Annotated in this window: 20 protein-coding genes; 12 read left to right on the top strand and 8 right to left on the bottom strand. The window is 65.0% G+C overall.

The window, feature by feature from the left end:
* Window positions 1–332: 332 nt before the first annotated feature.
* The 9 genes from ACZ7GB_RS14085 (at window position 333) to ACZ7GB_RS14045 (ending at window position 12,294) form a co-directional block, all read left to right on the top strand.
* The gene (locus tag ACZ7GB_RS14085) at window positions 333–1,766 is read left to right on the top strand and encodes a hypothetical protein (RefSeq protein ID WP_472159171.1); all 1,434 of its coding nucleotides are present in this window, start codon (window positions 333–335) and stop codon (window positions 1,764–1,766) included.
* Between the two features lie 175 nt (window positions 1,767–1,941).
* Window positions 1,942–4,236 (top strand): hypothetical protein, encoded by a 2,295-nt coding sequence (locus ACZ7GB_RS14080; RefSeq protein WP_472159170.1) that lies wholly within the window; start codon window positions 1,942–1,944, stop codon window positions 4,234–4,236.
* 36 nt (window positions 4,237–4,272) lie between these two features.
* A complete protein-coding gene (locus ACZ7GB_RS14075) occupies window positions 4,273–6,351 on the top strand; it encodes a type I secretion system permease/ATPase (RefSeq protein ID WP_472159169.1) in 2,079 nt (692 codons plus the stop codon).
* On the top strand, window positions 6,348–7,700 hold the full coding sequence (locus tag ACZ7GB_RS14070) for an HlyD family type I secretion periplasmic adaptor subunit (RefSeq protein WP_472159168.1): 1,353 nt from the start codon (window positions 6,348–6,350) through the stop codon (window positions 7,698–7,700). The genes ACZ7GB_RS14075 and ACZ7GB_RS14070 overlap by 4 nt, the downstream gene beginning before the upstream one ends.
* Before the next feature lie 244 nt (window positions 7,701–7,944).
* The gene (locus ACZ7GB_RS14065; RefSeq protein ID WP_078544996.1) at window positions 7,945–8,232 is read left to right on the top strand and encodes a FeoA family protein; all 288 of its coding nucleotides are present in this window, start codon (window positions 7,945–7,947) and stop codon (window positions 8,230–8,232) included.
* On the top strand, window positions 8,229–10,136 hold the full coding sequence (gene feoB / locus ACZ7GB_RS14060) for a ferrous iron transporter B (RefSeq protein WP_078540349.1): 1,908 nt from the start codon (window positions 8,229–8,231) through the stop codon (window positions 10,134–10,136). Before ACZ7GB_RS14065 ends, feoB begins: the two co-directional genes overlap by 4 nt.
* A 118-nt stretch (window positions 10,137–10,254) precedes the next feature.
* Complete coding sequence (locus ACZ7GB_RS14055; RefSeq protein ID WP_078544992.1) at window positions 10,255–10,902, top strand: HupE/UreJ family protein; 648 nt, start codon at window positions 10,255–10,257, stop codon at window positions 10,900–10,902.
* On the top strand, window positions 10,892–11,692 hold the full coding sequence (locus ACZ7GB_RS14050) for a hypothetical protein (RefSeq protein WP_472159166.1): 801 nt from the start codon (window positions 10,892–10,894) through the stop codon (window positions 11,690–11,692). Before ACZ7GB_RS14055 ends, ACZ7GB_RS14050 begins: the two co-directional genes overlap by 11 nt.
* A complete protein-coding gene (locus ACZ7GB_RS14045; RefSeq protein WP_472159165.1) occupies window positions 11,689–12,294 on the top strand; it encodes a DUF1007 family protein in 606 nt (201 codons plus the stop codon). Before ACZ7GB_RS14050 ends, ACZ7GB_RS14045 begins: the two co-directional genes overlap by 4 nt.
* Window positions 12,295–12,388: 94 nt before the next feature.
* Here the strand turns inward: ACZ7GB_RS14045 and ACZ7GB_RS14040 are convergent, their stop codons facing one another.
* Complete coding sequence (locus ACZ7GB_RS14040) at window positions 12,389–13,504, bottom strand: CaiB/BaiF CoA transferase family protein (RefSeq protein WP_472159164.1); 1,116 nt, start codon at window positions 13,502–13,504, stop codon at window positions 12,389–12,391.
* Window positions 13,504–14,724: an acyl-CoA dehydrogenase gene (locus tag ACZ7GB_RS14035; RefSeq protein ID WP_472159163.1), complete on the bottom strand. Its 1,221-nt coding sequence runs from the start codon at window positions 14,722–14,724 to the stop codon at window positions 13,504–13,506. Before ACZ7GB_RS14035 ends, ACZ7GB_RS14040 begins: the two co-directional genes overlap by 1 nt.
* 134 nt (window positions 14,725–14,858) lie before the next feature.
* On the opposite strand from ACZ7GB_RS14035, the gene ACZ7GB_RS14030 reads away from it, so the two are divergent.
* Complete coding sequence (locus tag ACZ7GB_RS14030) at window positions 14,859–15,749, top strand: LysR substrate-binding domain-containing protein (protein WP_472159162.1); 891 nt, start codon at window positions 14,859–14,861, stop codon at window positions 15,747–15,749.
* Here ACZ7GB_RS14030 and ACZ7GB_RS14025 read toward each other — a convergent pair.
* The 4 genes from ACZ7GB_RS14025 to puuE form a co-directional block, all read right to left on the bottom strand.
* A complete protein-coding gene (locus ACZ7GB_RS14025) occupies window positions 15,746–16,873 on the bottom strand; it encodes a zinc-dependent alcohol dehydrogenase family protein (protein WP_472159161.1) in 1,128 nt (375 codons plus the stop codon). The two genes, ACZ7GB_RS14030 and ACZ7GB_RS14025, sit on opposite strands and share 4 nt — an antisense overlap.
* A 76-nt stretch (window positions 16,874–16,949) precedes the next feature.
* The gene (locus tag ACZ7GB_RS14020; protein WP_472159159.1) at window positions 16,950–17,438 is read right to left on the bottom strand and encodes an ureidoglycolate lyase; all 489 of its coding nucleotides are present in this window, start codon (window positions 17,436–17,438) and stop codon (window positions 16,950–16,952) included.
* A gap of 80 nt (window positions 17,439–17,518) precedes the next feature.
* On the bottom strand, window positions 17,519–18,352 hold the full coding sequence (locus ACZ7GB_RS14015; protein WP_078540358.1) for a bifunctional allantoicase/(S)-ureidoglycine aminohydrolase: 834 nt from the start codon (window positions 18,350–18,352) through the stop codon (window positions 17,519–17,521).
* Window positions 18,352–19,767, bottom strand: a complete 1,416-nt coding sequence (puuE, locus tag ACZ7GB_RS14010; RefSeq protein WP_472159158.1) for an allantoinase PuuE — start codon at window positions 19,765–19,767, stop codon at window positions 18,352–18,354. Before puuE ends, ACZ7GB_RS14015 begins: the two co-directional genes overlap by 1 nt.
* Before the next feature lie 196 nt (window positions 19,768–19,963).
* Between puuE and ACZ7GB_RS14005 the strand changes: the two genes are divergently transcribed.
* Window positions 19,964–20,392, top strand: a complete 429-nt coding sequence (locus tag ACZ7GB_RS14005; protein WP_078544978.1) for a hypothetical protein — start codon at window positions 19,964–19,966, stop codon at window positions 20,390–20,392.
* Here ACZ7GB_RS14005 and glpK read toward each other — a convergent pair.
* Both glpK and glpD read right to left on the bottom strand, forming a co-directional pair.
* Complete coding sequence (glpK, locus tag ACZ7GB_RS14000) at window positions 20,386–21,876, bottom strand: glycerol kinase GlpK (protein ID WP_472159157.1); 1,491 nt, start codon at window positions 21,874–21,876, stop codon at window positions 20,386–20,388. The genes ACZ7GB_RS14005 and glpK overlap by 7 nt on opposite strands.
* A 21-nt stretch (window positions 21,877–21,897) precedes the next feature.
* Window positions 21,898–23,457 carry a glycerol-3-phosphate dehydrogenase gene (gene glpD / locus ACZ7GB_RS13995; RefSeq protein WP_472159156.1) on the bottom strand — a complete coding sequence of 520 codons (1,560 nt, stop codon included), beginning with the start codon at window positions 23,455–23,457 and terminating at the stop codon, window positions 21,898–21,900.
* A gap of 314 nt (window positions 23,458–23,771) precedes the next feature.
* On the opposite strand from glpD, the gene ACZ7GB_RS13990 reads away from it, so the two are divergent.
* Complete coding sequence (locus tag ACZ7GB_RS13990) at window positions 23,772–24,695, top strand: aldose epimerase family protein (protein WP_472159155.1); 924 nt, start codon at window positions 23,772–23,774, stop codon at window positions 24,693–24,695.
* Window positions 24,696–24,727: the final 32 nt, after the last annotated feature.

Below are 24,727 nucleotides of genomic sequence, written 5' to 3'. Positions count from 1 at the left end.
TCTCTGCGTGCGGAATTTCGGAAAATGGATGCGTTTCAGCCGGTTAATCAGACGACCCGACCGGCTAGACCCATTTGCTAGCTAGGTCCACCGGATCACGGAGCGCAGGATGTCGGTGTCGCAGCTGGGGGCTGTGACTCGTCTGTTTCCACATTCCGCCCGGCAAGGGTGACCCACCTGCGAATCGCTCGATTCGGGGACCGGGACAGGGGTGCCGAGCGGTTGGGGAAGCGGACATTCACCGGGGCGAAAGCCCTGATCACAATGGTCCAATTATATCCGTTTTAGACAGAGTGACGGATCCCGGACCGAACAACTGGGAGTGAATATCAATGTCTGGAAAGAAAAATCACCACGCCGATCCGTCCATGCAGGTGCAGGGGCAGGGTCAGTTCGAAGCGCAGGGCCAGGGCCAGGCGCAGGCTGAAATGCAGGGCCAGGGCCAGGGCCAGTATCAGCACTCGACCACCGAGAACAGCAGCGACTCCGGATCGATGTCGGGCTCGGGCGCTGGCAGCCTTGCGGGTTCGGGCGCTATGTCGGGTGCCGGTGCCGGTGCGCTTGCGGGCTCCGGCTCGAACAGCGATTCCGGCTCGCATAGCGGTTCGCATGCAGGGGCTGGCGCTCATAGCTCCAGCGACAACACGAACATGAACGGCAATGGCAACCTCAACGCCAATGCGAACCTCAATGCGAACCTGACCGCTGTCGATGTTCAGGTCGGTCTGAACCTCGACGGCTACGAGCCGTCCGATGACGACTTTGCCGATTTCGATCTAAGCGGCTCGTCGAGCATCGGCGATGTTCTGATGGCCGATGGCAACATGAACTACGCCTATGATCCCGGCGATGACATGAACTTTACCGACGTGCTCAACGGCGCGGGTAACGACAACATGCTCATCAATGCTCAGTCGAACAGCCTGAACGACAACGATACGCTGAGCAATCCGAGCGTTTCCAACCACTCGACTTTCCAGGTCGACGCTACGATCAAGGACAATTCGGCAGAGGCGGATGACGGGATCGATGCAGCCTCCGAAGGCGGCAACGGTGCCGAAGATGTCGGCTCGACCGGTGGCGCTGCACTTGCCGGTGGCGGTATCGCCCTGTCGGGCGGCGGCGTTTCGATCGCGGCCTCGGACACCGAGGGTGAAGGCGATGACGGCGGTGACGGCGGCGCAGGCTTCGGTCTCGGCGTCGGGCTGGGTGTAGGCGCCTCGGGTGCCGCAGCGCAAGACGGCGGCGCCGGTGCGATCGCTGGCGGCGGCGACACGGGCAGCCTGGACATCCTTCCGATCATTTCGCCGGAACTGGCGACGGGCGGCGATGCCGGTGCGATGGAGTTCGGCGGCGCGACCGCAGGCTCGATGGGCGTCGGCCATGGTATGGGCCTCGGCGCTGGTGAAGGCGGCAACGGCGGTGCTGGCGGCGACGGCTACGGCTGGTCCTCGACCGGTTCGCACGCCTCGGGCGGCGGTTCCTGGGCGACGGGCGGCTATGCTGGCGGCGGTAACGGCGGTGGCGACGTCACCGCAGGCGGCGGCGGCAATGGCGGCAGCCTCGGCAACTGGGGTTCGGGCAATGGCGATGATGGTATCGTCACCGGCCAGTCCTACGCCGATGCGAGCGGTGCAATCGACACCACCGCGTTCAACCAGTCGATCGTGATGGGTGCGAACATCCTCGGCAACGCCGTGGATACCACCGTGGTCGGTGGCTCGCTGTCCTCGACCTATATCGGCGACGACGACACCACGGCCTAAGAGCTCAAGCGGCGCGCCTCTCCCGGAGGCGCGCCGCATCTCGTTCCCGGCGTTTCACATCGCATCACGCCCGGACCTGACCTCGGCGGCATTCGCCCGCCCGATGCGATGAACCGACAGTCTGACGACCCGCATCCAAGCGCGGGTCTCCAGCGTCATGAAGGGGGGAAGTAAGATGCTTGACCGGCAGACCGAAATCATCGCCCATTTCATCGGCGCCTTCAATCAGACGACCGAGACCTATGTCGCCCGACAGGAATACGACGCTTTCCGCGCGCTGCAGGCCTCCACGCCTGCTCCGGGGGTTTTGCTCTCCGTCACCGTCAACGTCGACTCGAATTACCTGCTCGGAGATTTCGATCCGTCGCTGCAGCTGAGACTGCCACTGGCGCCGCCGCCCGGCGCGCCCTGGCTGCCCTTCGTCGACGATTACCAGTTGCGCGACATCGCACCGCCCGGGTTGCCGCCCGGCCAGTTCGCGATCCCGCCCTATGATTTTCCGCCAGTTCCGGTGCCGTTTCAGGTGTTCCTCGGAATGGCCCCGCCCTCCTCGGTGCTCCACATCACCTCGCAGATCAACACGCTGAACGATCATGACGTGCTCTACGACAAGCCCTTCATGATGCCGGCGGAGCTGATGGACGAATACGGCCCGGAGGCCTCCGCGTCGAAGCTGATGGCGCTGGCCGATTATGCCGATGCGCTGACGGTGAGCACCGCGCCTGTGGGCACGACCATCGAAGCGCAGACAGAGACGCTGATGGCCCAGATCGACGCGCTCGATCCCGAGGCCGTGCCCGGCGGCGCAACGGCTGCGATGTTCCGCAGCGAGACGATCTTCGCCGCGCCCACCGACACCGATGTGGTAGACGAAGCAGGAGCGGGCGCTTCCGATCCTGAAACCATGACCGAGCTGGAAAACGAAAGCCTCGAGGGCGGTGAAGCGGAGGCCTCCTCCCCCCTTCCGCCCGCCTTCTCCGGCCAAGTGGTGTTCGACGGGCAGCTCATGGACGAGATGCCCGAGACGCTGACGCTGCGGCTGGAAGCGCGCGATCCGTCTGAGGACGAGGACGCACCGTTTGGCGAAGGTGTGGTCGAGGTCGAGATCGACGGGATCGGCGGCGAAGACGGTGCGGCCGGGCTGGTCCAAAGCCCCGACATGCCCGTTGATCCGGCTGGCTTGGCGCTGGAAATCGTGCAGAGCCTGAGCACCGGCAACAACCTTCTGCTGAACCAGTCGCAGGCGGTGCATGACTGGCTCGATGCGCCGGTCATCGCAGTGGGCGGCTCTATGACTTCGCTCTCGGTGATCTCGCAGGTCAACGTGCTGCGCGACGTGGATATGAAGCTCGGACTGGGCCATCACGGCACCGGAAACAGCGCTGGCGGGAACGGCCTCGGAAACGCGGGGGGCTATGACCCGCTCGCCTCGCAGGCTCACAACGTCGCGGTCTACACCCAAGAGGCCAATCCCGCGAACTTCCTCAATCTCGTCATGCCGGCTGGCAGCAGCCTGATCGCGATGACGGCAATTCGCGGCGACCTGATCATCGACAACCATACGACGCAGGTAAACGCGGTCTCCGACGGGGATCTGGTGAGCTTCGAATTCGGCTCCTATTCCGCCGAGATCGTGATGGGCGACAACTCGACCGTCAATCTGCAGCTGCTGCTGGAAATCGGTTCGCAGTTCGATCTGATCATGATCGGCGGCAACATGTACGAGATCGCGCAGCTCGAGCAGATCAACGTGCTGCTCGACGACGATCTGGTGATGAGCGGATCGGGCGGCGTCGGGCATGGCGGCGCGGGCCATGTGTCGAGCGAGGATAACCTTCTGTGGAACGAGGCGCATCTGACCAAGGTGGGCATCGACCAGTACATGGAGATGGACGCGCAATATCAGAGCGTCCTCGACCAGCTTGCCAAGATTTACGGCGGCCTCGGTCCGAACGCGGGCGAAGACCATTCGATGCCTCCGGGCGCGGCCTTCGAGGCGGTCGAAGGGCTTCTGGGCGATGAGCTTCTCGGCGGCCAGATGGCGCTGCGGGTGCTCTATATCGAGGGCGACCTCGTCATCCGGGACAACTTCACCCAGATCAACATTCTCGATGACGCCGACCTGATTTCGATCGACGGGCCGGGCGAGTTCGGCGTCGAGGCTGGCGGCAACACGCTTGGCAATGTCGCGTCGCTGACCGTCGCGGGCGTCGACAGCACGATCATGGCCGCCGATGGCGTCTATTCCGACGCGGTGATCTGGCAGGCGGGCATGATGGATGACGGCAGCGGTGATCCTCTGGGTCCGACGAGTTCCAGCGAAGGGGCGCTCGCCTCGGAGGCAGTCGCCTTCCTCGCGGACGGGATGATCGAGAACACGCCGAATTACGACGATGAGGAATTCCAGGTGCATCCGGGCTCCCACGGGGGAAGCGGGTCGCTCGATGCATTGCACACGGTTCTGGCCTGACGGGGGCGCGGAACTACACATACTAGGGGAACTTCGATGAAAGACAGGACTGACGACGCCGCCGGGGGGCAGGCGCACCGCCAAGATGGTCATGACGCGATGGCTCAGAACGAGGACCGGCCAGAGGTCGATCCGACAGACAAACGGCAGGCGGAAGCCACCACGGGAGACGGTCCCGAGGCGGAGACGCAAGCCGAAGAGACCGGCGCGGAGGGGACTGTCGAAACAGTCGCCGCCCGGACGGAGGGTGGTGCTGACACCCAAAAGGAGGCGGGTCGTGTCCCCGCGCAAAATGCCTCCGGCTCCCCACCGGCGCCACCCTCCACTCCAACCTTTCACAAGCGCCTCGGTCCGGTGGATTTCACCCGCACACTGCATGACATGAAGAAGCGCCTGCGCGCGAACATTGCCTTTGTTGCTCTGATGACCTGCGCCACGAATATTCTGATCCTCGCGGTGCCGATCTACCTGTTCCAGATTTCCGACCGGGTCTTCACCTCGCGCTCGACCGATACGCTCGTGATGCTGACCATCGTGATCGTCGGGGCGATCGTGGTGCAGACGCTGCTCGACGCGGTGCGACGGCTGGTGCTGATGCGCTCGGCGGTGGATGTGGCGGCACGTCTGGGCGCGCCGGTTCTATCGGCGGCGGCGCAGGCCTCGCTGCATTCCAACGGGCGCGAATATCAGGTTCTGGGCGATCTCAACGCGCTGCGGAGCTTCCTCGTGTCCGGCACGCTACTGTCCTTTCTGGACGTGCCCTTCACACCGATCTTCGTGCTCGCGGTCTTCCTGATCCACCCGCATCTCGGCACGATCGTGGTCATCACCGCACTGATCCTGATGGTCTTCGCCTGGATCAACCAGAAGATCACCTCGGAGGGCTTCCGCCGCGCCAATATCGCGCAGACCAAGGCGAACCTTCATCTCGAGTCGATGTCGCGCAACAGCCAGATCATCAACGCGATGGCGATGATCCCCGAGGCCGTGTCGATCTGGGGCCGCGATACCGCCGCTTCGCTGCGCGCACAGACCGAGGCGCAGGACCGCAACGTCTTCACCGCCTCCGCCTCGCGGATGTTCCGCCTGTTCACCCAGATCGGAATGCTCGGCTGGGGCGCCTATCTCGCGCTCGACGGGCAGATCACCGGCGGCATGGTGATCGCCGCCTCGATCGTGGCGGGCCGTGCGCTCGCGCCGATCGAAGGTGCGATCGAGGGCTGGAACTCGTTCCTGCTGGCACGCGGCGCCTATGACCGGGTCGGCCAGCTTCTGGCCTCGGCCAAGACCCGCAACGACAAGCTGCGCCTGCCCAAGGTCGAGGGGCGGCTTGATATCGAGCGTCTCCTTTATGTCCCGCAGGGCACCAAACATGTCGTGCTGAACGCGCTGACCTTCTCGCTCGCGCCGGGCGATCAGCTTGCGATCATCGGCAATTCGGGCGCGGGCAAGACGACGCTCGGCAAGATGCTGGTGGGATCGGTTCTGCCGACCTCGGGGGCAGTGCGGCTGGATCTGATGGACATCCGCAACTGGGACCCGCGGCAATTCGGGGAATGCATCGGCTACCTGCCGCAGGACGTGCAGCTGTTCCCGGGCACGATCAAGCAGAACATCGCCCGGATGCGCGAGGATGCGAGCGACGCCGCAATCCACCGCGCCGCCGCGCTCGCCGATGTGCATGAGATGATCGCCTCGCTGCCGCAGGGCTACGAGACGGTCGTGGCCTCGGATGGCTCGCCGCTCTCGGGCGGACAGAAACAGCGGATCGGTCTGGCGCGTGCCTTCTTCGGCGATCCGAAATTCGTGGTGCTGGACGAGCCGAACTCGAACCTCGACACCCAAGGCGATGCGGCTCTCGTGCGCGCGCTCGGCCATGCGAAGGCGAACGGGATCACGGTGGTCGTGGTCACGCAAAAACCCTCGCTGCTCAGCGCGGTCGACAAGATCATGCTGCTCAATGACGGCAATATCGCGATGTTCGGCTGGCGCGATCAGATGCTGGCGGAACTGGAGCGGCGCAAGCAGGCCAAGACTCAACAGGTCCAGCAACAGCGCGCAGCGGCCCAACCCGCCACCACCGCCAACGCACCCATGCAAGGAGCGCCGGCATGACACTCCTTCTGACCAACCCAATCCAATCTGCCGAAACCCGCGACTGGTCGACCGAGGTTCCGCGCAACATCAAGGCGCTCGTCATCATCGGCCTGACGATCTTCGCGATGGCCTTCGGGGGCTTCGGCGTCTGGGCCTTCAGCGCACCGCTCGCGGCGGCCGTGATGGCGCCCGGCTCGTTCGTGGCCACGGGCCGCAACAAGATGATCCAGCACCTCGAAGGCGGGATCATCAAGGAGATCAACGTCTCCGAGGGCGATTTCGTCACGGCGGGACAACCGCTCCTGCGTCTCGACGAGACCTCGGCTCTGGCCAATGAACGCGCGCTGTTTCTGCGCCGTGCGCGACTGACCTCGATGGAGGCTCGTATTCAGGCCGAATATGACGGCTGGCGCGAATTGGTCTTCCCGGATTGGCTTCAGGAGGCCCGGCGCGATGCGGAGATCGCCGCGATGATGGACTCGCAGCGCCTCGCCTTCGAGGTGACACGGGCGAAGGTACAAAGCGAGCTGGACCTTCTGGCCCGCAACATCGCCGCCATGGAAAGCCGCGCGGAAGGCTATCGCGCACAGCTGACCGCCACCGAGGCCCAGCGCGACTTGTTAGCGCAGGACCATGAGAGCAAGGCGAAACTCTATGAGAGCGGCCTGATCCGGCGGACCGAACTGAACGCCCTTCTGCGCGCTCTGGCCGATGCGGATGGGCAGATCGGACGCCTCAAGGCGGAGATCGGCGAGAGCGAGGAGATGCGCGCGAAATATCAGGCGCAGACCACGCAGACGATCGAAACCCACAAGCAGGCCGCGCTCGACGAGCTGGAGACCGTGCAGGCGGAGTTGGATTCCGTGCGCGAACAAGAACGCAAGGCCACCTCCATCCTGAAGCGCGTCGTGATCGACAGCCCCGTTTCCGGCACCGTGGTGCGTCTGAACTATTCCGGCGCGGGCGGCGTGATCGAGGCGGGCAAGGTGATCGCCGAGATCCTGCCCTCGGAAGCCCCGCTCATCATCGAGACGATGATCGCACGCACCGATATCGACGCGATCAAGGTCGGACAGGAGGCCTCGGTGCGGCTTTCGGCGCTCAACCAGCGCACGACGCCGATCCTGATCGGGGAGGTCTATTACATCTCCGCCGACGCGATCGTGGAGCGCTCGGGCGAGCATCCGCGCGAGGTCTATATCGCCCGCATCCGCCTGCCCGCCTCGGAGTTGCGCCGCGTGCCGGGCTTCGCGCCGATGCCCGGGATGCCGGTCGAAGTGATGATCCAGACCGCGTCGCGAACCTTCGCCCAATACATCGCGAAACCGGTGGTGGATTCGATGAACCGCGCTTTCCGCGAGCATTGAGGGGTCGATCCGGCGGAAAACCGGCCTGAAGGCGTCGCTCCGGAGGGGGCGGCGCCTTTCCATATGAAAACAATTATTTCAGTCACTTATCCTACAATTTAGAGTCCTTCTAAATTCCTGACTAAAATAATCGATCACGAAGGCGGAAAAATACCAGACTTCATTTGTCAGAGATCAATTTCCAGACTATCTCCAATCTGTAGGAAGCGAAGACCAACTCGCGACCCATCACGGAGGTGCCCTCATGAAGGCCAGCCCTATCGAGAACGAAACCTGCAAATGCGCGCTGCCGCTTGGCCAGTGCCGTCGTGGGTTCCGGGGCACTCTGGTATCGGTCTGCCCGCTCGCCGGGAATGGCGGCTATGACGCGGACGAGTTGGAACTGCGCCTGCTGGAGCTTGGCTTCATCGAGGGCGCTTCGGTCCACATCCTTCACGAAGGTCCGTTCGGGCGCGATCCGATTGCGGTGCGCGTGAACGACACCACCGTCGCTCTGCGGCGTGCCGAGGCGATGGCCATCCTCGCGGAATGACGTCGGCACCTGCCATAAACCAGCCCAAAGCAGCCCAGACCGACCCCGACGCCCAGCCGATCGAGGCCGCGCTCGTCGGCGCACCCAATTGCGGCAAGACGGCACTGTTCAACGCGATGACCGGCGCAACCCAGAAGGTCGGCAATTATTCCGGCGTGACCGTGGAGCGCAAAGTCGGCGTGGCCACCACGCCTGCGGGCCGCAAGTTCGCCCTGATCGACCTGCCCGGCACCCATTCCTTGCGCGCCCGCTCCCCCGATGAGGAAGTGACTCGCGACGTGCTGCTGGGCCAGCGTCCGGGCGAGCGTGTCCCCGACATGATCCTCGCCGTAGGCGATGCGACCAACCTGCGCGGCGCGCTGCGTCTGGTCTCGGAGCTCAAGAAGATCGGCCTGCCGATCGTGATGATCCTCAACATGATCGACATCGCGCGCCATCGCGGCTTGCAGATCGACCATGTGGCGCTGAGCGAGGAACTGGGCATCCCGGTGATCCCCGCGACCGCCGTGCGCCGTGGCGGACTGGACGAGCTCTGGTCCGCAGTCGACCCGATGCTGGAAGCCGGTCTCGACGCACCGCAACCGTCAAGCTGGGCCGTGCCGAGCACCCATGACATGCGTGTCTCGATGCGCGAGGCGGAACGGCTGGTGAAGACCCATGTGATCCAGCCGCCAGAGCCGGACACGGTCTCCGCCAAGATCGACCGCGTCGTGCTGCACCCGATCGCCGGGCCGATCATCCTGCTCGCAATCCTCTTCGTGATGTTTCAGGCGGTCTTTTCCTGGGCCGCGCCGTTCATGGACGCGATCGACTGGGCGTTTACCTCCGTTGGCGCAGCGGTGACGCAGCTGCTGCCGGACGGGCTGATCCAGAGCTTCATCGCGGACGGGCTGATCGCGGGCATCGGCTCGGTCATCATCTTCCTGCCGCAGATCCTGTTCACCTTCCTCTTCATCCTGCTGCTGGAAGATTTTGGCTACATGGCGCGGGCCGCCTTCCTGATGGACCGGATCATGGGCCGCGCGGGGCTGAACGGGCGCGCCTTCATCCCGCTTCTATCGAGCTTTGCCTGCGCGATTCCCGGCATCATGGCGGCGCGGGTGATCGACAACAAACGCGACCGGCTGACGACGATCCTCGTGGCACCGCTGATGACCTGCTCGGCGCGCATTCCCGTCTATACGCTGATCATCGCGGCCTTCATCCCGAACACGAAAGTCCTCGGCGGGCTGAGCCTGCAAGGACTGGTGATGTTCGGCCTCTATGCGGCGGGCGTCTTCTCGGTCCTCGCGGTGGCTTTCGTCGCGCGCTACCTTTTCGCACGCGAAGAGCGGTCGGCCCCGCTGATGCTTGACCTGCCCGACTACAAAACGCCGATCCTGCGCAATATCGCGCTAGGGCTTTACCAGCGTGCGCGGGTCTTCCTGCGCCGCGCGGGCACGGTGATCTTCTGGGCGATGGTCGTGATCTGGTTCCTGTCGACCTTCCCGATGGCCCCAGAAGGCGCGACGGAGCCCGCAATAAACTACTCCTTCGCCGCGATCATCGGCCATTTCGTCGCCCCGATCCTGCATCCGCTAGGCTTCGACTGGCATATCGCGGTGGCGCTGGTGCCGGGCATGGCCGCGCGCGAAGTCGCCGTGGCCGGGCTCGCGACGGTCTACGCGGTAGGCGGCGAGAACGGACTGATCCACACGCTCTCCGATCAATGGAGCCTCGGCACCGCGCTGGCGCTGCTGGCCTGGTATATCTTCGCGCCGCAATGCATCTCCACGCTGGCGGTGATCCGGCGCGAGGCTGGCTCGGCGAAATGGATGTGGGTCGCCGTGGTCTACATGTTCGCGCTGGCCTATCTCGCGGCCTTCGCGACCTATCAGATTTCCGCGCTGCTCGGCGCGGGCTGAGCGCGCGCGCCCGGCCCCTTCAATCGATGGTGAGACACGGTGAGCCATTTGCCGCCTTGAGTTTCGCGTCCCGATCCGGAAGATGCCGCCCAACAATCACGGGACAGAGAACCATCGCATGATCCATCGCCGCCTTGCCGCCCTCGCGGGCCTCGTCGCCCTGATGCTGCCGCAGGTGGCCGCCGCCCATATCACCGCGACCGGCTCGGGCGGGTTCACCGCGGGGTTCGAGCATCCGCTCTCGGGCTATGACCATTTCCTCGCGATGTTCGCCGTGGGCCTCTGGGGCGCTCAGATGGGCGGGCGGCAGGTCTGGCAATTGCCGGTGACCTTTCCGCTGATCATGGTCGTGGGCGGCGTGATCGGCATTCTCGGCCTGCCACTGCCCGGGATCGAGATCGGGATCGCGCTGTCGATCGTGGTGCTCGGCCTCGCCATCGCCGCCGGGTGGAAACCCTACGAATGGGTCGCGCTGGCGATCATCTCGGTCTTCGCGCTCTATCACGGCTATGCGCATGGGGCGGAACTGCCGCTGGCCGCCGACCCGGCCGATTTCGCGATCGGCTTCGTGCTGGCGACCGGGATGATCCACGTGATCGGCGTCGGCGTGGGCCTCATCCTCGAGCCGATCCGGGGCGGCCAGCTTTCGCGCGGGCTGGGTGCGATCATCGCGGTGGTCGGGCTCGGCTTCCTTGCGCTGGCGCTGGGTTACCTGCAATCTCAGCTTGGGTTCCTGCAAGGTGGGCTAAGCCTCTTTGGCCATTGACGTATCGCATAACCGTTCCGGTCTTGGCTGGCTGAGGCACCTCTGGGTGCTGGCCGGGTTGACCGCCCTGATCGTGCTGGCGGTCATTCCGCCCGCGGACCGCGGCGAGACCGGGGCTTGGCTGATCCGCGATGCGGTCGCGATCGAGCGGCTGTTCCCTCTGTTTGGCTTCGGGATCGCGCTGGCCTTGGTCGGGCGGCGCGCGGCGCTGATTGCGGCGCTCCTTTGGGCCGTCGGGATCGCACTCGGCTTCACCTTCCGCATCGAGTTGATGGCCGCGTTGCAACAACTCCCCGGCGCGATCACACATCACTTCCTGACCATGCCGATCTCGGCAATCGCCATTGGCGCGACGCTCGCGCTGGGGCGGTGGTCGCGGCCCGCGCTGATCGTGCCTGCGGGCTTTGTTCTGGGAGTGATGTATGCGCTCTCGGTGAAACTCTCCGACCCGAGCTATGGCGGAAAACCGTGGGTCTTCCTCGCCGGGATCGGGTTGGGCGTCTGGCTGATCGGCGCGGTCTATCTGGTGCTGCGCAGCTGGCAGGCGCGCTGGTTCGAGATCGCGGGCCGGATCGTCGGCAGCTGGCTGGTCGCAATCGGCCTACTCTATGGCGGGGTCGCGCTAATGGGCGGCAAGCTGAAGCCCAAGAATGCCGATCCCTCGACCGCGGCCTCAGAGAACGCGCCCGCCGCAGATGCCGCCGTGCCCGAGGCCGATGCTTTCCCCAGCTTCGGCGCGCCACCGCCCGCCGCCCCGCCCGGCAGCAAAAAACCGGATTTTCAGCCATGATCCGCCGCGCCGCACTCCGCCATGCCGCTTTCGCCCTCGCCGCCCTGATCGGGCTCGCGCCGGGATTGTCCGCAGCGCACCCGGAAGACGAAATCCTGATCCGCCTGCTCGTCGGCATGGAGAGCGGCAAGGTCACCCATATCGGCGAAAGCTGGACTTTCGATCCGACCGTTTCCGACTGGCTGATCCAGACCTTCGACAAGAATGGCGACGGGGCTTTCACCGGAGACGAGCTTGCCCCGCTGCAAGACGCGGCGAGGCAGAATTCGGAAGGCTCGTTCTTCTACACCCGGTTCTGGAAAGGGGCCGAGCAACTGCCCGATCCGCAGATCTACGGTTTTCAGGCGACGGTGAAGGATGGGGCCGTCACGATGGCCTTCGCGCTCGCCCTGCCCCAGGCCGAGAACCCGAACGATCTGCGCATCGAGATGTATGACCCCGAGAACCTGACCGGACTGGTGCCGGTGAAATCCAACCCGGTGGTGATCCGGGGCTTGGACGACGGCGCGACTTGCGTGCCGAACGTGTCGGTCAATCAACCGGATGTGCATGGCGGACCGGACAATATCCCGATCGCGCTGACGCTGGCTTGTAACGGATGACGCCCGCACCCGCCGCGTGCAAAACGTAAGTCGGGAGGGGGCGCTGCCCCCGCGCTGACGCGCCCCCCGGGATATTTCCACCAAGAGGAAGAGGCTAGTCGGCCTTAAGCTTCGGGGCCGGTTTCGGATCGGCAAGCGGCGTGTCCGAAAAGCGGATCGGCGTGCGGATGCCGGGGATGCCCTCGGCCTCGATCCGCATCCCCCGCGCCTCAACCTGCGGGTCGGCGAAAACCTGATCGACGGAGTTGATCGGCCCCGCGGGGACCGTCGCCTTCTCGAGCGCCGCGAGCAGCTCGGCACGCGGCCATTGCGCGAGCGTAGGCAGGAGCGTTTCGCGCATTGCCGCGCGATTGGCCACGCGGGCTTCGTTCGTGGCGAAGTCTGGATTGGCTGCGAGGTCGAGGCCCAGCACCTCGCACAGCCGCTTGAACTGCCCGTCATTGCCGACCGCGAGGATCAGGTCGCCATCCTTGGCGCTGACCACCTCGTAAGGCGCGATGTTGGGATGGGCATTACCCAAGCGATGCGGCGCATTGCCGGTCGCGAGGAAGTTCATCCCCTGATTGGCGAGCACGCCCACCGCGCAATCCAGAAGCGCCATATCGACCAACTGCCCGCGCCCGGTGCGCGCCCGCGCGGCCAGCGCCGCCTGAATGCCGATCACCGCGTAAAGCCCGGTGAAGATGTCCGCGAAGGCAACGCCCACCTTTTGCGGCTGGCCTTGCGGGTCACCGGTCAGGTCCATCCAGCCCGCCATGCCCTGGATCAGGAAGTCATAGCCCGCGCGGCTGGCATAAGGCCCGTCCTGCCCGAAACCGGTGATCGAGCAATAGACGAGACGCGGGTTGATCGCCGAGAGGCTCTCGTAATCGAGCCCGTATTTCTTGAGGCCGCCGAGCTTGAAGTTCTCGATCACCACATCGGCGTCTTTCACCAGATCGCGCACGATCTTCTGGCCTTCCTCGGTGCGAAAATCGGCCACGACCGAAATCTTCCCGCGATTGGTGGCGTGGAAATAGGCGGCAGAGCGCCCCTCCGGCCCGTCGCCTTCGCGGGCGATGAAGGGAGGGCCCCAGCGGCGGGTATCGTCGCCTTCGGGCGCCTCGACCTTGATCACCTCGGCGCCGAGATCGGCCAGCACCTGACCGGCCCAGGGACCGGCCAGAATGCGCGCCAGCTCGACAACTTTCACACCTTCCAGCGGGGCCATCAGAAGAAGGCCTGCAGGCCCGTTTGCGCACGGCCCAGGATCAGCGCGTGGACGTCATGGGTGCCCTCGTAGGTGTTCACCGTCTCGAGGTTGACCATGTGGCGGATCACCTGAAACTCGCCCGAAATCCCGTTGCCGCCATGCATGTCGCGGGACATCCGCGCGATATCCAGCGCCTTGCCACAATTGTTGCGTTTGATGAGCGAGATCATCTCGGGCGCGGCATCGGCTTCGTCCATCAGACGACCGACTTGCAGCGCCGCCTGCAGGCCCAGCGTGATCTCGGTCTGCATATCGGCGAGCTTCTTCTGGAAGAGCTGCGTCTGAGCCAGCGGCTTGTTGAACTGCTTGCGGTCGAGCCCGTATTGGCGCGCAGCGTGCCAGCAGAACTCGGCCGAGCCCATCACGCCCCAGGCGATGCCGTAGCGCGCACGGTTGAGGCAGCCGAACGGGCCTTTCAGACCTTCGACATGCGGCAGCAGCGCATCTTCGCCGACCTCGACGCCGTCCATGACGATCTCGCCGGTGATCGAGGCGCGGAGCGACAGCTTCTGCCCGACCTTTGGCGCGCTCAGCCCCTTCATGCCCTTCTCCAGCACGAAGCCGCGAATCTTTCCGCCATGCGCCTCGGACTTCGCCCAGACGACGAAGACATCCGCGATCGGCGAATTGGTGATCCACATTTTCGCGCCGGTCAGGCGATAGCCGCCCTCGGTCTTCTCGGCGCGGGTCTTCATGCCCGCCGGGTCCGAGCCCGCATCGGGTTCGGTCAGGCCGAAACAGCCGATCCACTCGCCCGAGGCCAGTTTCGGCAGGTATTTCTGGCGCTGCTCCTCCGAGCCATAGGCATAGATCGGATACATCACGAGGCTCGACTGCACCGACATCATCGAGCGGTAGCCGCTGTCCACCCGCTCGATCTCGCGCGCGATCAGGCCGTAGGAGACATAGCCCGCGCCGATCCCGCCATATTCCTCGGGGATGGTCGCACCCAAGAGGCCCATCTCGCCCATCTCGCGGAAGATCGAAGGGTCGGTGGTTTCACTCTCGAAGGCCTCGATCACGCGCGGCTGCAGCTTGGCCTGCGCATAAGCACGGGCCGCATCGCGCAGCATCCGCTCGTCTTCGCTCAGCTGGGTTTCCAGACGCAGCGCGTCGTCCCAGGTGAACTTGCCCAGATCGGGGGCATCCTTGGCTTTGAGCGTGGGGCGGTCGGTCATGGCGGATCCTCGGAGGCTGTCTTTCGTTGCGTCGGACTCTAGGCATCGGGGCGCGCGGCGCAAACGATTAAATTTGCGAAGATGATGAGTTTTGCGCATGATCCTACAAGACACAGCGGAGCACCCTCGCGACCATGCGCAAGAGCTACACCCCGACGATCAACGAATTGCAGGCCTTCGCCGCCTGTGCGCGCTTGGGCACGACGACGCGGGCGGCGGCAGAGCTGAACCTGACGCAATCGGCGGTGTCGCGCTCGCTCGGGACGTTGGAAGAGCGACTGGGCGTGGCGCTGTTCGACCGGGTGCGCAAGCGGCTGTCCCTGTCGCCTGCGGGTCAGGTTTTTCTGGCGCAGGCGGAGGAAATTCTGGGCCAGATCGACCGGGCTGCGATGGGGGCGATGGCTTTCGGCGGCGCGCGGGCGGTGCTGCGTATGGCGGTGCTGCCGAGCTTTGCGCGCTCGTGGTTGATCCCGCGGCTGGCGGGCTTCGAAGCCGCGCAGCCGGAGGTGAGCCTCGATCTGAGCGCGCGGCTCTTGCCTGTGGAGTTCGAGCATGAGCCCTTCGATCTGGCGATCATGCGCTCAAGGCATGAACCGGCAGGGGCGGAGGTCGAGAAACTGGTGGCGGAGGAGTTGATCGTCGTGGCCGCGCCGAACCTGATGGCGGGGCGTGCGGCGCTGGAGGACGACGCGCTGCTGGCCTTGCCGCTATTGCAGCAATCGACGCGCCCGACGCTCTGGCTCGACTGGTTTCGCGAGAGCGGGCGCGATGCGCGGCATATCCTGCGCGGCGCGCGGTTCGATCATTTCGACATGATCCTCGATGCGGCGAGCGCGGGCATGGGCCTTGGGTTGGTGCCTGCAATCATCGCCGAAGGGGCGCTGGCCTCGGGGCGGCTGGTGCAGGCGACGCCGCGCCGGTTTGCCACCGGCGAGAATTACGCGCTGATCCTGCCCGAGCGCGCGCGGGAGGCGCCGCATGTCAGCGCCTTCCGCGATTGGTTGCGCGCCGAGATCGGCGCTTAGTCGAAGACGATGACCTGCCGGATCGCCTCGCCCGCCGCGAGCCGCTCGAAGCCTTCGTTGATGTCTTCGAGCTTGAGGCGGTGGGTCATCAGATCGGGGATCGGCAGTTGCCCCTGCACCATCATCTGCGCGAAACGCGGGATGTCACGGACCGGCACGCAGGAGCCCATGTAAGAGCCCTTCAGCGCGTGCTCATTCGCGGTCAGCGACACGGCCGGGATCTTGAATTCCGCCTGCGGGTTCGGAAGGCCCGCCGTGACGGTGGTGCCGCCGCGCCGGGTGATGGAGTAGGCGAATTGCAGCGCCGGGGCCGCGCCTGCCAGCTCGACCGCGAGATCGACGCCGCCGCCGGTGAGCTCGCGCAGCTTTTGCACCGCCCCTTCCTCGGTCGGGTCGATGGCATGGGTCGCACCCAGTTTCAGCGCGAGGTCGCGCTTGTCCTTGGCCAGATCGACGGCGACCACGGTGCGCGCGCCCGCCGCAACCGCGCCCAGAAGCCCCGCCAAGCCGACGCCGCCAAGGCCGATGATCGCGCAGCTTTGCCCGGTCTTCAGCCCGCCCGAGTTCAGCACCGCGCCGACGCCAGTCAGCACCGCGCAGCCCAGAAGGGCCGCCTGATCGAGCGGGATTGACTTGTCGATCTTCACGCAGGAGGCCTCGGAGACGACTGCGTAATCCGAGAAGGCCGACACGCCGATATGGTGGTTCACATGCTCGCCCGCGACCGAGATGCGTTTCGATCCGGTGATCAGGCTGCCCTTGCCCGCCGCGACGGCGGCAGGCTCGCAAAGCGCAGGCCGCCCTTCCGCGCAGGGCACGCAATGGCCGCAGGAGGGCGCGAAGACGAGAACGACGTGATCGCCCGGCGCGAAGCGCGTGACATACGGGCCGACCGCCTCGACCACGCCAGCCGCCTCATGGCCGAGCGCCACGGGCATGTCGCGCGGACGGTCGCCGTTGATGACGGACAGGTCGGAGTGGCACAGGCCCGCAGCCGACATCTTGATGAGCAGCTCACCCGGGCCGGGATCGTCCAGCTCGGCCTCGACGATCTCCAGCGGCTTGCTGTCGGAATAAGGGCGCGCTTTGCCCATTTCGCGCAAAAGTGCGATCCGCGTTTTCATTCTTGCTCCTCCCCAAAACGATTTGGCGCAGCTTGGGAAAGTTCCGCGGAAGTGTCCATGCCCCTTTGACGAAGGGTCAGGCGGTGACGGTGAAGGGGGTGTCCAGAGGGTGCTCTTCGAGGTTCGCGCTCTCGCCGATGCGATCCACCACGGCGAAAAGACCGGGCGCTGCGAGCGGCGTCAGCACCCCGTGCCAGGTGCCGCGATGGAGGTTGATCCCCTGCGCACCATCGGTGAGAAACGCGCGCGGCGTGCCGGGTTTACCGCCCGCATCAGGGGCGACGATCACGAGGAACGGGTCCGCGCTCATCGGGATGAAGGCTTGCGAGCCTTCGGGGTGCCGCTCCAGCAGATCGCAGAGATAGGGCAGCGCGCGCGGGTCTGCCTTAAAGATCGAAATGCCGGCGCGACCGCCCGTCTCCGCCCCGAAATCGAGCTGCGCGCGGTCGTGATAGCGCCCGCAGAGCCCCGCATTGATGATCTTGTCTGGGTCGCCTGCGGCGTCGAGCACATCGCCGAAGGGCGCGAAGGCCTCGGGCGTGAGCGGTTCGGCTTTGATCTGCATCGCGGGCCTCCGGGGGCTGGCGGAAGAGAGGGGGCGCTGCCCCCTCACCCCCGGGATATTTCAACCAAGCCGAAGGGGGATCAGCCCGAGATGGGCGAGCCGAGCTTCGGGTGGCGGTTCACGTCTTTGTAGAGCAGGTAGCGGAACGGGCGGCGGCCCGCGGCGTAGCAGGCTTGCGGGCAGAAGGCGCGCAGCCACATGAAATCGCCCTCTTCGACCTCGATCCAGTCCTGATTGAGCAGGTAGACGCCCCGGCCCTGCAGCACGAAGATGCCGTGCTCCATCACGTGGGTTTCCGCGAAGGGGATGGTGCCGCCCGGCATGAAGGTCACGATATTGACGTGCATATCGTGGCGCAGATCATTCGGATCGACGAAGCGCGAGGTCGACCAGTAGCCCGAGGTGTTGGGCATCTCGAGCGGCGGCTTGTCCTGATCGGCGGTGACGAAGCTTTCCGGCGCGTCGATGCCGGGCACGCGCTCGTAGCGTTTGCGGACCCAGACGAAGGTGCCGGGCGTGTCCTGATCGTTGGCGACCGACCATTGCGCGCCCGGTGCGAGATAGGCGTAGCCGCCCGCGTCCAGCTCATGGCCGACGCCTTCGATCACGAGGCGGATGTGACCGGCGAGCACGAAGATCACGCTTTGGCCCTCGGGGTCGGGTTCGGGATTGTCAGAGCCGCCGCCCGGCGCGACTTCGACGACCAGTTCGGCGAAGGTCTCGGCAAAGCCGGAAAGCGGACGGGCGAGCACCCAGGCGCGGGTATTCTGCCAGCCGGGCAGCAGCGAGATGGTGATGTCGGACAGCACCCCGCGCGGGATCACCGCGTAGGAAGTGTTGAATTGGGCGCGCTCGCGGGCGCGCTGGTTCTGATCGGGCAAACCGCCCGTCGGGGCGTAATAGGTGTATTCCATCAAAGGTCCATGGCGTTCAGGCGATGCCACGCGATCCGCTCGACCTGTTTGCAGGCCTCACGGAATTCCGTCTCGCGGTCTTGGTCAAGCCGGCGGCGGAAGGCGTGGAGGATTGACGCCTTCGTATTGTCTTTTACGGCGATGATGAAGGGGAAACCGAATTTTTCGGTATAGGCGGTGTTGAGCCCTTCGAATGTGGTGCGCTCTTCATCGGTCAGCGCATCTAGCCCGGCGCTCGCCTGCTCGGAGGTGCTCTCAGCGGTGAGGCGCTTGGCCTGGGCGAGTTTGCCCGCGAGATCGGGGTGCGCGGTGAGCACGCCGAGGCGTTCGGCCTCCGAGGCCGAGCGGAAGATACGGGCCAGCGCCGAGGCCACGCCCTCGAGGCAATCATGCGCCGGGCCGAGTTCCAGATCGAAGCCCCGCTGCGCGATCCACGGCGAATGTTCGTAGATGCCGCCGAAGGCTTCGACGAAGCGCTCCCGGCTCATCTGGCTCGGGCGTTCGCGACGGGTATGCGGGTGGGTCGCAGCCCAATGCGCGGCGATCTCTCCCCGGGTCGCGAACAAGACGCCCTCATGCGAGAGCGCGTAATCGAGGAAACGCTTCAACCCCGCGACTTTGCCGGGCCGCCCGATCAGGCGGTTATGCAGGCCGACCGAGAACATCTTCGGCGCGCCGTCCAGCCCTTCGGCATAGAGCGTGTCGAAACTGTCCTTGAGATAGGTGAAGAACTGCTCGCCCTCGATATAGCCCGGCGCGGTGGCGAAGCGCATATCGTTGGCCTCGAGCGTGTAGGGGATCACGAGTTGGTCGCGCGCGCCGACCTCGAGCCAATAGGGCAGGTCATCGTCATAAGTGTCGGAAATCCAGTCGAAACCGCCCTCTTCGGCAGTCAGCCGCACCGTGTTGGCCGAGCAGCGCCCGGTATACCAGCCGCGCGGACGCTCTCCGACGACTTCCGTATGCAGGCGGATCGCCTCGGCGATCTGGCGGCGTTCTTCGTCTTCCGCCATATCCTTGTGCTCGACCCATTTCAGGCCGTGTGAGGCGATTTCCCAACCCGCCTCTTTCATCGCGGCGACCTGTTCGGGCGCGCGGGCCAGCGCGGTTGCGACACCGTAGATCGTCAGCGGCACGTTCAGCCCGGTGAACAGCCGGTGCAGCCGCCAGAAGCCTGCGCGCGCGCCGTATTCGTAGATCGACTCCATGTTCCAGTGACGCTGGCCGGGCCACTGCGCGGCGCCCGCGATATCGGACAGGAACGCCTCGGAGGCCGCGTCGCCATGTAGGACGTTGTTCTCGCCGCCCTCTTCGAAGTTCAGCACCATCGAGATCGCCACGCGCGCCTCGCCCGGCCAATGCGGATCGGGGGTCGTGCGGCCATAGCCGCGCAGGTCGCGGGGGTAGCGGGTCATTAGGTGGCTCCTGTCTTCGGGGCGGATCGGGACAAGAAAGAGCAAAACGCGCGAAAGGGAAAGCCCTCTCTCGGTGTCGGAGAGGGCTTGGCAGGCGGGGCACAGAATCGTTGCGCGATTTGAGGGCCCTTGGCATGATTTCGGGCATCAAGACATTGCGTACCCTGCCCTTTCCGCTCTGCCCGGAGGCCCTCCCATGCGCCAATTACTTCGTCTTATCGCCATCATCCCCCTGCCGCTCATTGGATTGCCCGGCCTGTCAGCCGCACAGGACTGGACCCAGATTGCGGCCTACTCCGCCTACATCGGCCCACAGGATATGCGGAATTCGAAGGGCGTGGCCCTGAGATCTCTCGGTGCGGCCTTGCAGCAGGATCGGGCGAATTATCATCGCTTCGGGCTAAGGGATGCGCGCGACGAATCCGATCCTGTCTTCGCGGATCGCGCCACGCGGGCGCGTATTCCCGCGATGGTCGAGGCGGGCGGCGATACGCGGGGAAGTTTTACGCAAATGGTCCGCGCGGGGCAGCCCTTCGGCGTCTATGTCTTCGTCTGCGGCTACGGGCGCACCCCGTCTGTGATCTATATCGCCGGCTGGGGCGAAGATCACTCGGGCTGCTACTGAGTGATCGAGATCGTAGCCTCGACCGCTTTTTTCCACTCGGCGTAGCGGGCTTCGCGTTTGGCCTCGTCCATCTCGGGGGCGAAGTTGCGATCGAGCGCCCAGCCCTTCGCGAACTCTTCCGGCTCGGGATAAATCCCCGCCTTGTAGCCCGCGAGCCATGCCGCGCCGAGCGCCGTTGTTTCCAACACTTCGGGCCGGTCGACAGGCGCGCCGAGGATGTCCGACAGGAACTGCATCGCCCAGTCCGAGGCCGTCATGCCGCCATCGACGCGCAGGGTCGGGCGCGCACCGTCGGACCAGTCGGCCTGCATTGCCTCCAAGAGGTCGCGGGTCTGGAAACCCACCGATTCCAGCGCCGCGCGGGCGAATTCGGCCGGGCCGGAACTGCGGGTCAGGCCGAAGACCGCGCCGCGGCAGTCGGGGTTCCAGTAAGGCGCGCCAAGACCGGTGAAGGCGGGCACGATGATCACGTCCTGCTCGGGGTCGGACTGCTCGGCCAGCGCCTGCGTCTGATCGGCGGCCTCGATGATCTTCAGCCCGTCGCGCAGCCATTGCACCACGGCCCCCGCGACGAAGATCGAGCCTTCGAGCGCGTAGGTGACCTTGCCGTCGAGCTGATAGGCGATGGTCGTCAGCAGGCGGTTCTCGGACCGCACCATCTGGTCGCCGGTATTGAGCAGCGCAAAGCACCCGGTCCCGTAGGTCGATTTCAGCATGCCGGGCTTAAAGCAGGCCTGCCCCACGGTCGCCGCCTGCTGATCGCCCGCAACGCCAAGGATCGGGATTTCCGCACCGAAGAGATCGGGGTGCGTGACGCCGAACTCAGCGGCGCAATCCTTGACCTCGGGCAGCATCTCCATCGGCACGCCGAGCTTGGCGGCGATGGTCGTCGACCAGCGACCCTTGGCGATATCGTAGAGCATCGTGCGCGCTGCATTGGTCGCATCGGTGACATGCGATTTGCCGCCGGTCAGTTTCCAGATCAGCCAGCTGTCGATGGTCCCGAACGCGAGCTTGCCCGCCTCGGCCTTCTCGCGCGCGCCGTCGACATTTTCCAGAAGCCAGCGCAGTTTGGTGGCCGAAAAATACGGATCGACGATCAGCCCGGTGCGCGCGGTGACGGTCTCTTCGAACCCGTCCTCGCGCAGCTCGCGGCAGAATTCGGCGGTGCGGCGGTCCTGCCAGACGATGGCGTTGTGGATCGGCTTTCCGCTCTCGCGATCCCAGACCAGCGTCGTCTCGCGCTGGTTGGTGATGCCTATGCCGGAGATATCGGAAGCCTTGATCCCGGCCTTTTCGATGGCCCCGCGCACGGTCGCCAGCACGCTTTCCCAGATTTCCTCGGCATCATGCTCGACCCAGCCCGAGCGCGGGAAGTGCTGCGTGAATTCCTCCTGCGCGCTCGCCACGGGGTGCAGCGCATCGTCAAAGACGATCGCGCGCGACGACGTGGTGCCTTGGTCGATTGCCAGAATGTAGGTCATGAAGTCCTCCCGTTTCGCGCGTCAGCCTGCGTGCTCCTCCAGCCACGCGGCGACAGAGTTGACCTGATCGGCATCGAGCCGCAAGCCCAGCTTGGTGCGCCGCCAGATCACGTCCTCGACCTTGCGTGCCCACTCCTTCTCGACGAGCCAGCGCAGCTCGGCCTCAGTCAGCGTGCCGCCGAAATCGCGGCCCAGATCGCCCAGCGCCTTGGCGTCGCCGAAGATGTCCCAAGACTCGGTGCCGTAATGGCGGATCATCCGCTCGGCCCATTTACGATCCACGAAGGGATAATCCTGCGAGAGCTTGGCGATCTTGGCGCCGACCTCTTCGGGGGCGAAATCGCCACCCGGCAGGCGCGCGCCTTTCGTCCACGACCCGCCCATGCCCGGGAGGTGCGGGCGCAGCTTGGCGAGCGCATCCTCGGCCAAACGGCGATAGGTGGTGATCTTTCCGCCAAAGACGTGCAGCGCCGCGGGTTGGCCCGCCGGCGCATCGAGCGAAAGAACATATTCGCGCGTCGCCGCCGTGGCCGAACTCGCGCCGTCTTCATAGAGCGGGCGCACCCCGGAATAGGTCCAGACGACGTCGTCGGGCGTGACCTCTTCCTTGAAATATTCGGACGCAAAATCGCACAGGTAATCGCGCTCAGCCTCGGTGCATTCGGCGGCGAGCGGCGAGTCCTCATGGGCGGCCTCGGTGGTGCCGATCAGGGTGAAGTCCTGCTCATAGGGGATCGCGAAGATGATCCGCCCGTCCGCACCCTGGAAGAAGTAGCATTTGTCGTGATTGTAGAGCTTGCGCGTCACGATATGGCTGCCGCGCACGAGGCGGATATGCTCGCGGCTGGCGCTGCCCATCGTGCCTTTCAGGATCTGCTCGACCCACGGGCCGCCAGCATTGACCACGGCGCGGGCCATATGCTCTTCGCGCCCGTTCGGGCCTTCGGTCACGATCACCCAGTGGCCGCCATCGCGATGCGCCTCGACCACCTTGGTCTGCACGCGAATGTCGGCGCCATGCGCCTCGGCGTCGCGAGCATTGAGCACGACGAGCCGGGCATCCTGCACCCAGCCATCGGAATATTCGAACGCATGGGTGAAGCTGTCCTTCAGCGGCGCGCCTTCCGGGGCGTTGCGCAGGTCGAGCCGCTTGGTGCCCGGCAGCAGCCCCTGCCCGCCCAGATGGTCATAGAGGAACAGCCCCGAGCGGATCATCCAGGACGGGCGCTTGCCCTTCATCCACGGCATGACGGTAGAGAGCATTTTCGAGACCGGTGTATCGCTCTCGAAACGCATATCGGCGCTATAGGGCAGCACGAAGCGCATCGGCCATGAGATATGCGGCATCGCGCGGATCAGCACCTCGCGCTCGGACAGCGCCTCGCGGACCAGTTTGATCTCGAGATATTCGAGGTAGCGCAGCCCGCCGTGGAACAGCTTGGTGGAGGCCGAAGAGGTCGCCTGCGCAAGATCGCCCATCTCGGCCAGACGCACCCGCAGGCCCCGTCCGGCCGCGTCGCGCGCGATCCCGCAGCCGTTCACCCCGCCGCCGATCACGAAGAGATCTACTGCTTGTGGCATTTTGCGTACTCCCGCTAGCGCCTGTCGCTTGTGCACCAAAAGGCGCGTTAACTTTCGTTATTGCCAGATATAATGAATTTTCGCGCAAAATCGAGCATGAATACCTCTGCACACAAGATTCCGCGTGCTCATCACGAAACTTTTAAGGAACAATTGCGTTGGGTATGATGTGGCTCGGGATGTGCGGCCCGCGCCCAAAGCGCTGAAAGTGGCGATGTAGCTAACTCGCCTCGGGTATTGATCGAGATTAAAGTCATAACGTGAAGAGAGGGTTACGCTAGGTTAGCCTCGTCGAGAAACGGACAGGACACAGCATGTTCGATCACGAATCAGAACTGGAGATCGGGCTTGCATCAGGGATGCTGGTGCGCATCGATCCAAAGGGCGCGCGACTGACAAGCGTTGTGCTGCCCAGCGACGACGGTCCGGTCGAGCTTCTCATCGGCCCCGACCCGAAACAAAAGACACGCGATTTCCACGGGGCGACGATCGGGCGCTATGCCAACCGCATCGCCGGAGCGCAATTCACGCTCGATAGCGAGCAGTTCCAGCTAGATGCGAACGAAGGCGGGAACTGCCTTCACGGCGGTGGCGAGGGGTTCGACCAATGCGACTGGACCGTTGTCGCGCATTGGATCAACGCGGCGACACTGCGGCTCGAAAGCCCGGATGGCGATCAGGGCTTCCCCGGAAATCTCGTCGCGGAGGTGAGCTTCGCGGTATCGGACCCAGAAACTTTGAGCATCACTTACCGCGCGTGCTGTGATCGCGCTTGCCCGGTGTCTCTGACCTCGCATGGGTATTTCAATCTCGCGGGCGGCGGCTCGATCGCCGATCACCGACTGAAGCTCAATGCCAAACAGGTTCTCGAGGTTGATGGCGAGAAACTCCCCGTAGGCGGGCCGCGCGACGTGGCTGGCACACGCTTCGATTTCCGCGAACCGGCCCCGGCGCTGGGGCCCGATGCCGCGGGCTTCGATCACAATTTCTGCGTCGGCTCCGGCGGGATGCGCGAGGTGGCGGTGCTGAGCGATCCGGCCTCCGGACGCAGCATGACGATGCTGAGCAACCAGCCCGGATTGCAGGTCTACACCGCGCCGTCCGGCGACAGCTTCAACGCGATCTGCCTGGAGCCGCAAGCCTGGCCCGATGCGCCCAATCACCCCGAGTTCCCCTCGGCGATCCTGCGACCGGGCGTGGAATATGTGAACCGGATCCGTCTGCAATTCTCGAGCTGATCTCCGCGACGCCGCGCCGATCGCCACGGCGC

Source organism: Thioclava sp. PTB-PU3-1 (assembly GCF_055666785.1).
This window is presented reverse-complemented; position numbering and strand designations above follow the sequence as displayed.

Bases quoted from the DNA above. Each gene is read 5' to 3' on its own strand.
- ACZ7GB_RS14035 (WP_472159163.1), bottom strand. From the start codon at position 14,724: ATGACCGACCGCCCCACGCTCAAAGCCAAGGATGCCCCCGATCTGGGC.
- ACZ7GB_RS14065 (WP_078544996.1), top strand. From the start codon at position 7,945: ATGAAGGCCAGCCCTATCGAGAACGAAACCTGCAAATGCGCGCTGCCG.
- ACZ7GB_RS14070 (WP_472159168.1), top strand. From the start codon at position 6,348: ATGACACTCCTTCTGACCAACCCAATCCAATCTGCCGAAACCCGCGAC.
- ACZ7GB_RS14025 (WP_472159161.1), bottom strand. From the start codon at position 16,873: ATGAAAACGCGGATCGCACTTTTGCGCGAAATGGGCAAAGCGCGCCCT.
- feoB (WP_078540349.1), top strand. From the start codon at position 8,229: ATGACGTCGGCACCTGCCATAAACCAGCCCAAAGCAGCCCAGACCGAC.
- ACZ7GB_RS14030 (WP_472159162.1), top strand. From the start codon at position 14,859: ATGCGCAAGAGCTACACCCCGACGATCAACGAATTGCAGGCCTTCGCC.
- ACZ7GB_RS14045 (WP_472159165.1), top strand. From the start codon at position 11,689: ATGATCCGCCGCGCCGCACTCCGCCATGCCGCTTTCGCCCTCGCCGCC.
- ACZ7GB_RS14080 (WP_472159170.1), top strand. From the start codon at position 1,942: ATGCTTGACCGGCAGACCGAAATCATCGCCCATTTCATCGGCGCCTTC.
- ACZ7GB_RS14020 (WP_472159159.1), bottom strand. From the start codon at position 17,438: ATGCAGATCAAAGCCGAACCGCTCACGCCCGAGGCCTTCGCGCCCTTC.
- ACZ7GB_RS14075 (WP_472159169.1), top strand. From the start codon at position 4,273: ATGAAAGACAGGACTGACGACGCCGCCGGGGGGCAGGCGCACCGCCAA.
- glpK (WP_472159157.1), bottom strand. From the start codon at position 21,876: ATGACCTACATTCTGGCAATCGACCAAGGCACCACGTCGTCGCGCGCG.
- ACZ7GB_RS14085 (WP_472159171.1), top strand. From the start codon at position 333: ATGTCTGGAAAGAAAAATCACCACGCCGATCCGTCCATGCAGGTGCAG.
- ACZ7GB_RS14015 (WP_078540358.1), bottom strand. From the start codon at position 18,352: ATGGAATACACCTATTACGCCCCGACGGGCGGTTTGCCCGATCAGAAC.
- ACZ7GB_RS13990 (WP_472159155.1), top strand. From the start codon at position 23,772: ATGTTCGATCACGAATCAGAACTGGAGATCGGGCTTGCATCAGGGATG.
- ACZ7GB_RS14040 (WP_472159164.1), bottom strand. From the start codon at position 13,504: ATGGCCCCGCTGGAAGGTGTGAAAGTTGTCGAGCTGGCGCGCATTCTG.
- glpD (WP_472159156.1), bottom strand. From the start codon at position 23,457: ATGCCACAAGCAGTAGATCTCTTCGTGATCGGCGGCGGGGTGAACGGC.
- ACZ7GB_RS14055 (WP_078544992.1), top strand. From the start codon at position 10,255: ATGATCCATCGCCGCCTTGCCGCCCTCGCGGGCCTCGTCGCCCTGATG.
- ACZ7GB_RS14005 (WP_078544978.1), top strand. From the start codon at position 19,964: ATGCGCCAATTACTTCGTCTTATCGCCATCATCCCCCTGCCGCTCATT.
- puuE (WP_472159158.1), bottom strand. From the start codon at position 19,767: ATGACCCGCTACCCCCGCGACCTGCGCGGCTATGGCCGCACGACCCCC.